The following is an 11,184-nucleotide window of genomic DNA, read 5'->3' as shown; positions in this document are numbered from 1 at the left end:
GGACGCCTCGCTGGCCGGGCTGAGCGCCGACGACCGCTACGCCTTCTTCAGCTCCGGCGCCGCCAACCTGCTGCCCGGGGGCACCCCCGGCAGCTACGCCTACTACCGCCGCGACCTGCGCACCGGCCGCACCGAGCGGATCCTCGAACTCCCCGCCGCGGCCGGCGCCGGCGGCACCGGCCCGGCGGTCGACGGGGCCGGCCGCACCCTGCTCCTCGGCGGCGACGGCAGCACCTTCGTCCCGGGCGACCCCAACCAGAACCCGGCCCTGTTCACCGTCCGCCTGCACCGGCCCTGACCACCGGCCCGCAGGCGCTCCTCAGCCGAGCGGTCCGAGCCTGCCGAGCAGGGCTCGGGCCGCGGCCAGCACCGGGTCCCAGACGGGCGAGAACGGGGGTGCGTAGCCGAGGTCCTGGAAGAGGAGCTGAGTGACCGTCAGCCGTGCGCCCAGGGCGACCGCCACGGCGTCGACGCGCTTGGCGGCGCCCGGGCCGCCGACCAGTTGGGCGCCGAGCAGCCGGCCGGTGCCGGGTTCGGCCAGCAGCTTGACGGTGACGGGCGCGGTGCCCGGGTAGTAGCCGGCCCGGGTGGTGGACTCGGCGCGGGCCGCGACCCAGGACAGGCCCGCGGCGGCGGCCTCGCGCTCGTTCAGGCCGGTGCGGGCGATCTCCAGGTCACCGACCTTGGTGACCGCGGTGCCCACCACGCCCGGGAAGGCCAGCGCCTCCCCCGCCAGGTTGGCCCCGATCACCAGGCCGTGCTTGTTCGCGTGGGTCCCCAGGGCCACGTGCTGGTGCTGCCCGGAGAGCAGGTGCCGCACCTCCACGCAGTCGCCGCCCGCCCAGACCCCGGGCACCCGGGCACCGGAGGCGTCCAGCACCCGCATCCGCTCGTCCGTGCGCAGCCCCCCGTGCACTCCCAGCGCCAGGCCGGCCGCCCGCGCCAGCTCCGTGCGCGGGCGCACCCCGAGCCCGAGCACCACCAGCTCGCCCGGGTGCTCGCCGACCGTGCTGCGCACGCCCCGGGCCCGCCCGTCGGGCCCGGTGAGCACCTCGACCGCCTCCGCCCCCGGCACCACCTCCACGCCCAGCTTCTCCAGCCCGCGCCGGACCAGCTCGCCCAACTCCGGGTCCAGGCCCGGCATCGGCTCGGGCGTGCGGTGCACCAGGGTGACCCGGTAGCCGCGCAGCAGCAACGCCTCGACCATCTCGATCCCGATGTACCCGCCGCCCACCACCACGGCGCGCGGGTCCGGACCCGGGCCGGTACGGGCCAGCGCGTCGCGCAGCGCCTGGCCGTCCGGCAGGGTGTGCACGGTGTGCACCCCGGGCGCGTCGAAGCCGGGCAGCGCCGGCCGCACCGGCTCGGCGCCGGTGGCGAGCACCAGGTGGTCGTACTCGGTCCACTGCTGCGCGCCGCTCTGCCGGTCGCGGGTGCGCACCCGGCGGCCCATCAGGTCCAGCTCGACCACCTCGGTCGCGGTGTGCAGGTCCATCCCGCGGGCCCGGTGCTGCTCCGGGGTGCGGGCGATGAGCTGGTCCCGCTCGGCCACCACGCCGCCGGTCCAGTACGGGATCCCGCAGGCGGAGTAGGAGGTGAAGGCACCGCGCTCGAAGACCGTGATCCGCAACTGCTGCGCGTCGAGCCGGCGCCGGGCCTGCGAGGCCGCCGTCATCCCGGCCGCGTCGCCGCCGACCACCACCAGACGTTCCGTCATCTGCACTCCCCCTGGGGTCTGTCCAGCCCGCACCGGACCGTTTGTCCACCAGCCTGTCATGCCCGCCCGCCGGCCCCGCGCAGGCGGTCAGCTCCGCCGCACCGCCGCGCGGGTCTCCGCCAGTGCCAGCGCGGCCACTGCGGCCAGCAGCACGCCGATCCCGGTCAGTTCGACCGCCGACAGCTGCTCGCCGAGCAGCAGCACCGCGATCAGCGCGGCGCTGACCGGCTCGATCAGCGCGATCACCGAGGCGGTGGTGGCCCGGACCACGGCCACCCCCGCGAAGTACAGGCCGTAGGCCAGCGCGGTGGGCACCGCGGCGATGTAGAGCAGCAGACCGAGGGTGCGGCCGAGTCCGACCGGGCTGGGCCAGAGCCCCTCCAGCAGCGCGAAGGGCAGCATCAGCACCGCGCAGACCAGGAACGAGTAGAAGGTGCTGGCGAAGGGTTCGGCGCCGGCACCGAGCCGGCGCCCGTAGAGCGTGACGGCCGCGTACCCGGCCGCCGAGGCCACCGCCCAGGCCACCCCGCCGGCCCGCAGCCCGCCGCCGCCGGCCCCGCCCAGCACCAGGAGGGCGAGCCCGACGACCGCGCCGGCCACCGCCGGCACCCCGGCCGCGCCGAGCTGTTCGCGCAGCAGCAGCCGGGCGCCGAGCGCCACCAGGACGGGTGCGGCGCCCAGCGTGACCACGGTGGCCACGGCCAGCCCCGTCCCGTGCACCGCCTCGAAGTAGGCGACCTGGAACAGGGTCAGCCCGAGGCCGTTGACCAGCAGGCGGGCCGGGCGCGGCGGACGCAGCCGGCCCGGCCGGCCCGGGGCGAGGCGGGCGGCGACCAGCAGGACGGCCACCCCGCCGACCGAGCGCCAGAAGGTGAGCGCCACCGGACCCAGCCCACTGCGGCCGAACAGCAGCGCGGCGGCGGCACCGGCGGTGCCCCAGGCGGTGGCGGAGAGCAGCAGGTAGACCAGGGCGCGCCCGACCGACAGCGGGCGTGGCAGGGCAACAGGTGTGACAGACAAGGGGGTTCTCCCGACGAGGACGCGAGTGACGGAGCGATCGCATCTGCGGGCGGAACCGGACAGGCCGGGATTCCCCGGGGACTCACCCCGGGGTCAGGCCTGCGTGGCCGAGCCGCCCGCTCAGGCGGCCGGCGGCGGGAGGACTGCGCTGGTCGGCATGGGGCCGAGCCTAACAAGCCGGAAACCGGTGGCGACCACCCTTTAGGGTCATTCACATGCGACTGCTCTCCGTGAACATCGGCCGTCCCCGCCCCAACCCGTGGAAGCCCACCGGCACGACCGGCATCGACAAGCGCCCGGTCGACGGGCCGGTGGCGGTGGCCGCGCCGGGGCCGAAGGGCACGGGGGCGGTCGGCCTGGCCGGCGACCGGGTGTTCGACGTCGCCCACCACGGCGGCGACGACCAGGCGGTGTACGCCTACGCCCGCGAGGACCTGGACGTCTGGCAGGGCGAGCTCGGGCGCGAGCTGCCGAACGGGACCTTCGGCGAGAACCTCACCACGCTCGGCCTGGACGTCAACGGCGCGCTGGTGGGCGAGCGGTGGCGGATCGGCGAGCAGGTGGTGCTCGAGGTGTCCTGCCCCCGGGTGCCGTGCGGCACCTTCCAGGGCTGGCTGGACCGGGACGGCTGGATCAGGCGGTTCACCGAGGCCGCCCGCCCCGGCCCCTACCTGCGGGTGGTCCGGGGCGGCACGATCGCGGCCGGGGACCCGATAGCGGTGGAGCACCGCCCGGACCACCACCAGGTCAGCATCGCGCTCTTCTACCGCGCGGTGACCACCGAACCCGAGCTGCTGCCCGAGCTGCTCGCCGCCCGGGACGCGCTGCCGGCCCGCACTGTGGAAAAGATCACTGCCCGGCTGGCCGGTCCCCGGCGGCCCTGACCGGCCCCGCGCAGGTGACCGACCGGTAGGCTGCCTCAGCCCACCATCCGTACTGACCTGCGAGGAGCCCCCCGTGACCGGTACCGCCGAGCTGCCGCGCCTGTCCGTGGTGGGCATCGGGGCCGACGGGTGGCCCGGGCTCGCGGAGGGCTCCCGGGCGGCGCTGCGCCGGGCCGAGGCGGTGGTCGGCGGACCGCGCCAGCTCGCCCTGCTGCCCGCCGAGGTGGCCGGCGAGCGGATCGCCTGGCCCTCGCCGCTGCGCCCGGCGGTCCAGCAGCTGTTCGCCGGGCTCGCGGGTCGCCGGGTGGCCGTGCTGGCCAGCGGTGACCCGATGTTCTACGGGATCGGGCGCACCCTGGCCGAGGAGTTGGGCGCGGAACGGCTGGACGTGCTGCCGCACCCGTCCGCCGTCTCGCTCGCCTGCGCCCGGCTCGGCTGGCCCGTCGAGGAGACCGCCGTGGTGAGCCTGGTCGGCCGCGACCGGTCCACCCTCGCCCAGGCCCTGTACCCCGGTCGCCACCTGCTGGTGCTCAGCGCCGACGCCGCCACCCCCGCCCAGGTGGCCGAATTGCTCCGCGAGCACGGCTTCGGCCCGAGCCGGTTGCGCGTGCTGGAGCAGCTCGGCGCGGCCGGCGAGCGGGAGTTGACCGGGACGGCCGAGCGGTGGCCGCACCCGCCCGGCGATCCGCTCAACCTGGTGGCCGTGGACTGCCTGGCCGCCGCGGACACCGTGCGCCCGCACCTGACCCCCGGTCTGCCCGACCAGCTCTTCGAGAGTGACGGACAGCTGACGAAGCGTCACATCCGGGCGGCCACCCTCGCCGCGCTGGCGCCGGCCCCCGGCGAACTGCTCTGGGACATCGGGGGCGGCTCCGGCAGCATCGCCGTCGAGTGGCTGCGGGCCCACCCGAGCTGTCGCGCCGTCAGCGTGGAGCGCGACCCCGTGCGGGCCGAGCGGATCGTCCGCAACGCCCGCGCGCTGGGCGTGCCACGACTCACCGTGGTGACCGGTCGCGCCCCCGCCGCGCTGACCGAACTGCCCTGCCCCGACGTGGTGTTCATCGGCGGCGGGCTGACCGCGCCCGGGCTGCTGGAGGCCTGCTGGGCCGCGCTCGGCGACGGCGGCCGGCTGGTGGCCAACGCGGTGACCCTGGAGTCGGAGGCGCTGCTCACCGAGTGGTTCCGGCGCCACGGCGGCGAGCTGGTCAAGCTCGCGGTCGCGCACGCCGTCCCGGTGGGCGGCTTCACGGGGTGGCGGCAGGCGATGCCGGTCACCCAGTGGTCGGTGGTGAAGCGAGTGGAGCGCGTGGCGCCTGTCGAGCGCGTCCAGCGCATCCAGCAAGGAGAAGCCCTGTGACCGTCTACTTCATCGGTGCCGGCCCCGGGGCCGCCGACCTGATCACGCTGCGCGGCGCCCGGCTGCTGGAGCGGTGCGGAGTGTGCCTGTACGCGGGCAGCCTGGTGCCCGCCGAGCTGCTCGAACTCTGCCCGGACGGCGCGAAGCTGGTGGACACCGCCCGGCTGAACCTGGACCAGATCACCGCCGAGCTGGTGGCCGCGCACGCCGCCGGCCAGGACGTGGCCCGGCTGCACTCCGGCGACCCCTCGGTGTTCAGCGCGATGGCCGAGCAGATGCGCCGGCTCGACGCGGCGGGCGTGCCGTACCAGGTGGTGCCGGGCGTGCCGGCCTTCGCGGCCGCCGCCGCGGCGCTGGGGCGCGAGCTGACCGTGCCGACGGTGGGGCAGACCGTGATCCTGACCCGGATCGCCCAGCAGGCCACCCCGATGCCGCCCGGCGAGGACCTGGCCACCCTGGGCCGCAGCCGCGCCCTGCTGGTGCTGCACCTGGCGGCCCGTTACGTCGACCGGGTGGTCGAGGAACTGCTGCCGCACTACGGCGCCGACTGCCCGGCGGCCGTGGTCGCGCTGGCCAGCCGGCCGGACGAGCTGGTGCTGCGCGGCACCCTGGCGGACATCGCGGACCAGGTGAAGGCCGCGGGTGTGCTCCGCACCGCCGTGATCATGGTCGGGCGCACCCTGGCGGCCGATCAGTTCCAGGACAGCCACCTGTACTCCTGCGACCGCGACCGCTCGGTGCAGCCGTAGGGCGGACCGTTCCCACGCGTGGCGACGGGCCGCGTTCCCACGCGTGGAGACGAACCGCGTTCCTACGCGTGGAAGCCGACCCGCCCGCCGATCTCGGTGGTCCCGTCCGGGCCCGGGGCGGCCAGCAGTTGGGAGCCGCGGCCCTGGGTGATGGTGACGGCCCGGCCCAGTTGGGCGGCGAGCAGCAGGGCGGCGGCCCCGGTCGCCTCGTCCTCCTCGATGCCGTCACCGCGCCCGGGGAAGCCGCGGGCCCTGATCCGCCCGGCGGCCTCGTCCTGCCAGGCCCACGCGTACACCCACTTCCCGGGTGCGGGCACGGGCAGCGCCGCCACCTGCTCGGCACTGCCGTACTGGCGCAGCGTCCGCGGCGGCACCCAGGAGGCCCGGGCACCGATCCAGGTCACCCCGCCGTTCTGGCGCACCGGGATCCGCCCCACCGGGAGCTCCAGTTGCGCCGCCCCCAGCAACCACCCCACCCCGACCAGCGGATACCCGGCGAACGGCAGCGGCCGGCTGGTGGTGTAGATGTCGACCGTGCCGCGCGCCGGATCGTCGATGAACACGGTCTCGCTCAGCCCCAGGTCCCGGGCCAGCGCCTGCCGGTCACCCGGATCGGGGATCGCACCGCCGTCGCGCACCACACCGAGCACGTTGCCGTGCCCGCCGTCCGGGTCGCAGAAGACGCGCAGGAACGTGACGTCAGGGGTCATGCCGACATCCAATCAGCCCCGGTTCGTCCGCGGTTCGCACCGGCCCACCACCGTGCCGGCCCGGTCGATGCAGATCACGTCCACTGCCACCGGCGCCTCGCGCAACACGTCCAGCGCGGTCTCGCGGGCCGCCCGGGCGACCGCGTCGCCCAGCGGCACGCCGGCCGCGCGGCAGAGCTGGACCGCCTGCAGGCCCGTGTTGGCCGCCGCCACCGCGGCCACCAGCTCCTCGTCCGCGCCGGCGGTCCGGGCCAGCGAGGCCAGGAAGCCCTTGTCGACCTGGGAGCGGGCCGAGTGCAGGTCGAGGTGGCCGGCGGCCAGCTTGGAGAGCTTGGCGAAGCCGCCCGCGATGGTCAGGCGGTCCACCGGGTGCCGCCGCAGGTACTTGAGCACCGCACCCGCGAAGTCGCCCATGTCCAGCAGCGCGTCCTCGGCCAGCCCGTACTCCGCCACCGCCACCCGCTCCGAGGTGGACCCCGTGCACCCCGCCACGTGGGTGCGCCCGGCCGCGCGGGCCACGTCCACCCCGCGGCGGATCGAGTCGATCCAGGCCGAGCAGGAGTACGGCACCACGACGCCGGTGGTGCCGAGCACCGAGAGCCCGCCCAGGATGCCCAGCCGCGGGTTCCAGGTGGACCGGGCGATCTCGGCGCCGTTGTCGATCGAGATCTCGATCTCCACGTCGCCGCTGGCCCCGTGCGCGGCCGCCACCTCGGCGACCACCTCGCACATCAGCTGCCGCGGCACCGGGTTGATCGCCGGCTCGCCGACCGCCAGCGGCAGGCCGGGCTTGGTCACCGTGCCCACCCCGGGCCCGGCCCGGAAGACCACGCCGGTGCCCGGCGCGCCGGGCCGCACGGTGGCCCGGACCACGGCGCCGTGGGTCACGTCGGGGTCGTCCCCGGCGTCCTTGACCACGGCCGCCATCGCCGCCGGACCGTCCGGACCCGGCGTCAGCTCCTCGCCGGCCAGCGCGAAGGCGGGCTGCTGGCCCTTCGGCAGGGTGATCACCACCGGGTCCGGGAACTCGCCGCCGAGCAGCGCCGTGTACGCCGCCTTGGTGGCCGCCGTGGCGCAGGCGCCGGTGGTCCAGCCCGGGCGCAGTCCGCTGGAGCGCAGCTGGGCGGCCCGGCCGCCGCCAGCGGCTGCGCTCCCCGTACCGGCTGCACTCCCGGGGCCGGCCGCGCTTCCGGCTGCACTCCCGGGGCCGGCCGTGTTCCCCGTACTCTCAGTCATTCGAACCCCCACTGGAGGAACCCGTGCGGCACATCCTGATCCTCGGCGGCACCACCGAGGCCCGGCAGCTGGCGGCCGCGCTGGCCGAGCAGCCGTCGGTGCGGGTGACCAGTTCGCTGGCCGGCCGGGTGGCCGAGCCGCGGCTGCCGGCGGGGCAGGTGCGGGTGGGCGGCTTCGGCGGCCCGGCGGGCCTGGCGGCCTGGCTGCGCGAGCAGCAGGTGCACACCCTCATCGACGCCACGCATCCCTTCGCCCAGGTGATCAGCCGCAACGCGGCCGAGGCGGCCGCTGCCGTCCATGTTCCCCTGCTCACGCTGCGTCGGCCCAGCTGGGTCCCGGTCGAGGGCGACCGGTGGCACCAGGTCGACTCGCTGGCCGCCGCCGCGGCGGTGCTGCCGAGCCTGGGGACCCGGGCCCTGCTGACCACCGGGCGCCTGGGCCTGGCCGAGTTCGCCGGCGTCACCGGCGTCCACCTGGTGGCCCGTTCGGTCGACCAGCCGGACCCGCCGCTGCCGCCCCGGCTGACCGTGCTGCTGGCACGCGGCCCGTTCACCCCGGCGGGCGAGCGGGCGGTCTTCGCCGAACACCGGATCGACGTCCTGGTCACCAAGGACAGCGGCGGCGCGGCCACCGCCCCCAAGCTCGCGGTGGCCCGCGAGCTCGGCCTGCCGGTGGTCGTGGTGCGCCGTCCCGCGCCCCCTGCACATGGCGTCGTGGTGGCCGATGTGGCCCAAGTGCTAGGTGAGTTGGGTCTGCACTGAGGTAACTTCTTGCTCCGAATGAACCGGTGAGAGGAGTCGGACGAGTGCCCAGACGGAGCAAGGACGTCGCGGTACCGGACCAGCACTGCAGACTGGCCGTGGTGACCGGTGCGAACAGCGGGATCGGCTTCGAGACCGCCCGGCGCCTGGCCCTGGCCGGCGCCGAGGTGGTGCTGGCGGTCCGCGACCGGGCCAAGGGCGAGCAGGCGGTGGCCGAACTCGCGGCGGCGGGGGCGCAGCGGGTGCTGACCCACACCCTGGACCTGGCCAGCCTGGATTCGGTGGCCTCGTTCGCCGCCGTGCTGCTGGACCGCGGCCGGCCGGTCGATCTGCTGGTCAACAACGCCGGGGTGATGGCGGTGCCGACCCGGCACACCACCAAGGACGGGTTCGAGCTCCAGTTCGGCACCAACCACCTGGGCCACTTCGCGCTCACCGGCCGGCTGCTGCCGCTGCTGCGCAGCGCCACCCGGCCCCGGGTGGTCACCGTCGCCAGCCTGGCCGCCCGGATCGGCCGGATCGACCTGGCCAATCTCAACGCCGAGCGCCACTACGACCCCTGGGACGCCTACGGACGGGCCAAGCTGGCCAACCTGGTCTTCGCCCAGGAGCTGGCCCGGCTCAGCGCCCGGCATGACTGGGGGTTGCTCAGCCTGGCCGCGCATCCGGGCTTCAGCCGCACCAACCTGATGACCAACGGCCCGCTGCTGGACCGCCGGGCCCCGCGGATCAGCCTCGGCGGGTGGGCGATGCAGCTGCCCGGTGTGGCCCAGGACCCGGCCCGCGGCGCGCTGCCGACCGTGGTCGCGGCCACCAGCGAGCAGGTGGTGAACGGGGGTTACTACGGTCCGGACGGCCTCTTCGAGCTGACCGGAATGCCGGCCACCGCCCGACTGCCGCGCCGGGCCCGGGACCTGTCGACGGCGGTCCGGCTCTGGTCCGTCTCCGAGCAGCTGACGGGGGTCGGCTTCCCGGCCTGAGTCGACGTCAGAGCCGGTGCGCCACCTTGCCGTTGGTGCACCGTCAGCCGGCCCCCGGTCCCAGCTGGGACCGGGGGCCGGCTGACGGTGTGCTACTGCTCCGGGTACCGCCGCGGGGTCCAGACCGTCTCGTCCCCGGGGGTCCGCACGGTCCACCTGGTCTGCGAGGAGCCGATCAGCAGGATCGTCCGCATGTCCACCTCGGCCGGGTCCAGCTCGCCCAGCGCCACCGTGCGCACCCGCTCGGTCGGGCCGCCCACGTCGCGCGCCAGGACCACCGGGGTGTTGGGCGCGCGGTGCTCCAGCAGCACGTCACGGGCCAGGCCCACCTGGGTGGTCCGGCTGCGCGAGCCGGGGTTGTAGAGCGCCAGCACCAGGTCCGCGGCGGCCGCGGCGCGCAGCCGCTCGGCCACCACCGGCCAGGGCTTGAGCCGGTCGGAGAGCGAGACCACCGCGTAGTCGTGCCCCAGCGGCGCACCGGCCCGGGAGGCGGCCGCGTGCGCGGCGGTCATCCCCGGCAGGATCCGCACCGGCACTTCGCGGTACGGGTCGGCGCTCGCCACCTCCAGGACGGCGGTGGCCATCGCGAAGACGCCGGGGTCGCCGGAGGAGACCACCGCGACCCGCCGGCCGCGCCGGGCCAGGTCGAGCGCGAACTCGGCCCGCTCCGACTCCACCTTGTTGTCCGAGCCGTGCCGCAGTTGCCCGGCCCGCACCGGCACCCGGTCCAGGTAGGTCGTGTAGCCCACCAGGTCGGTGGCGTTGGCCAGGGCGCCGCGCGCCTCCGCCGTCAGCCACAGCGGCCCCGCCGGACCGGTGCCGACCACCACCACCTCGCCCTGCTCGGGGTCGGGCTTGGGCTGGTGCAGGCGGCTGGGCAGCAGCGCGACCGAGAAGTAGGGGACGCTCGACGGGTCCACCTCGGCCAGCAGCCCGGTCCGCTCGCCCGGCATGGTGGCCCGCTCCACGTACCGCGCCTCGTCCAGCCGGCCGGCCCGCTCCAGCGCGCGGCGCACGGTCGGGAAGGTGCGGCCGAGCTTCATCACCACGGCGGAGTCGGCCGCGGCCAGCCGGGCCGTCAACTCCTCCTCGGGCAGCGTGCCCGGAATGACCGTCAGCACCTCCTCGGCCTCCACGAGCGGCACGCCCGCGCGGGCGGCGGCGGCGCTGACCGAGGTCACGCCGGGCACCACCTCGGTCGGGTAGCGGTGCGCCAGGCGCTTGTGCATGTGCTGGTAGGACCCGTAGAAGAACGGGTCGCCCTCGGCCAGCACCGCCACGTCGCGGCCCGCGTCCAGGTGGGCGGCCAGCCGCTCGGCGGCCTCCTCGTAGAACTCCTCCAGGGCGCCGCGGTAGCCGCCGGGGTGGTCGGTGGTCTCCACGGTGATCGGGTAGACCAGCTTCTCCTCGATCTGGCTGCCCGTCAGATACCGCTCGGCGATGGAGCGGGCGATCGAGCGGCCGTGCCGGGCGCTGTGGTAAGCGATGACGTCGACCTTGCCGATCAGGCGGGCCGCCTTCACGGTGAGCAGCTCGGGGTCACCCGGGCCGAGCCCGATGCCGTAGAGGCGGCCGGTCTTCGGCGCGACGGGCGACGGCGACGCGGGTGTGTCGACGCCGCTCATTCGATCTCACTCGCGATCGCGTTGAGCGCGGCCGCGGCGATCGCACTGCCGCCGCGCCGCCCCCGCACCACCAGGTGCTCCAGGCTCGAGGGGTGCTCGGCCAGCGCCTGCTTGGACTCGGCGGCGCCGACGAAGCCGACCGGCA

The 11,184-nt window shown here is 75.9% G+C and carries 11 protein-coding genes and 1 pseudogene; 6 read left to right on the top strand and 6 right to left on the bottom strand.

The genetic code is table 11. The features are described from left to right. A pseudogene (locus tag C7C46_RS35265) lies at positions 1-298 on the top strand (hypothetical protein); the annotation flags it as partial. A gap of 21 nt (positions 299-319) precedes the next feature. On the opposite strand, the gene C7C46_RS25260 reads toward C7C46_RS35265, so the two are convergent. Both C7C46_RS25260 and C7C46_RS25255 read right to left on the bottom strand, forming a co-directional pair. Then, complete coding sequence (locus C7C46_RS25260; RefSeq protein ID WP_110672220.1) at positions 320-1,717, bottom strand: FAD-dependent oxidoreductase; 1,398 nt, start codon at positions 1,715-1,717, stop codon at positions 320-322. Positions 1,718-1,804: 87 nt separating this feature from the next. Continuing rightward, entirely contained in the window at positions 1,805-2,737 is a 933-nt protein-coding gene (locus C7C46_RS25255) for a DMT family transporter (protein WP_245984867.1), read from the bottom strand. A gap of 215 nt (positions 2,738-2,952) precedes the next feature. Here C7C46_RS25255 and C7C46_RS25250 point away from each other — a divergent pair, with 215 nt between their 5' ends. The 3 genes from C7C46_RS25250 (at position 2,953) to cobM (ending at position 5,727) form a co-directional block, all read left to right on the top strand. Continuing rightward, entirely contained in the window at positions 2,953-3,621 is a 669-nt protein-coding gene (locus C7C46_RS25250; protein WP_110672219.1) for an MOSC domain-containing protein, read from the top strand. 73 nt (positions 3,622-3,694) lie between these two features. Next, the gene (gene cbiE / locus C7C46_RS25245; RefSeq protein WP_110672218.1) at positions 3,695-4,978 is read left to right on the top strand and encodes a precorrin-6y C5,15-methyltransferase (decarboxylating) subunit CbiE; all 1,284 of its coding nucleotides are present in this window, start codon (positions 3,695-3,697) and stop codon (positions 4,976-4,978) included. Next, positions 4,975-5,727 (top strand): precorrin-4 C(11)-methyltransferase, encoded by a 753-nt coding sequence (gene cobM / locus C7C46_RS25240; RefSeq protein ID WP_110672217.1) that lies wholly within the window; start codon positions 4,975-4,977, stop codon positions 5,725-5,727. Before cbiE ends, cobM begins: the two co-directional genes overlap by 4 nt. Before the next feature lie 62 nt (positions 5,728-5,789). Here cobM and C7C46_RS25235 read toward each other — a convergent pair whose 3' ends face one another. Beyond that, positions 5,790-6,437 (bottom strand): PhzF family phenazine biosynthesis protein, encoded by a 648-nt coding sequence (locus C7C46_RS25235; RefSeq protein ID WP_110672216.1) that lies wholly within the window; start codon positions 6,435-6,437, stop codon positions 5,790-5,792. A 12-nt stretch (positions 6,438-6,449) separates the two neighbouring features. Next, positions 6,450-7,673: a cobalt-precorrin-5B (C(1))-methyltransferase gene (locus C7C46_RS25230; RefSeq protein ID WP_110672215.1), complete on the bottom strand. Its 1,224-nt coding sequence runs from the start codon at positions 7,671-7,673 to the stop codon at positions 6,450-6,452. Positions 7,674-7,696: 23 nt separating this feature from the next. Between C7C46_RS25230 and C7C46_RS25225 the strand changes: the two genes are divergently transcribed. Both C7C46_RS25225 and C7C46_RS25220 read left to right on the top strand, forming a co-directional pair. Then, positions 7,697-8,434, top strand: a complete 738-nt coding sequence (locus C7C46_RS25225) for a cobalt-precorrin-6A reductase (RefSeq protein ID WP_245984865.1) — start codon at positions 7,697-7,699, stop codon at positions 8,432-8,434. 44 nt (positions 8,435-8,478) lie between these two features. Further along, positions 8,479-9,414, top strand: a complete 936-nt coding sequence (locus C7C46_RS25220; RefSeq protein WP_110672213.1) for an SDR family oxidoreductase — start codon at positions 8,479-8,481, stop codon at positions 9,412-9,414. Positions 9,415-9,506: 92 nt separating this feature from the next. On the opposite strand, the gene C7C46_RS25215 is transcribed toward C7C46_RS25220, so the two are convergent. Further along, positions 9,507-11,039: a precorrin-2 C(20)-methyltransferase gene (locus C7C46_RS25215; protein ID WP_110672212.1), complete on the bottom strand. Its 1,533-nt coding sequence runs from the start codon at positions 11,037-11,039 to the stop codon at positions 9,507-9,509. Next, positions 11,036-11,184 (bottom strand): precorrin-8X methylmutase (locus C7C46_RS25210; RefSeq protein WP_181442510.1); only part of this gene is annotated, 149 nt, incomplete at its 5' end. The genes C7C46_RS25210 and C7C46_RS25215, both read right to left, overlap by 4 nt.

Origin of the sequence: Streptomyces tateyamensis, assembly GCF_003205575.1 — a bacterium.
Lineage (GTDB): Bacteria > Actinomycetota > Actinomycetes > Streptomycetales > Streptomycetaceae > Kitasatospora > Kitasatospora tateyamensis.
The sequence above is the reverse complement of the archived record's forward strand: the minus strand, read 5'-3'. Positions and strand labels throughout refer to the sequence as shown.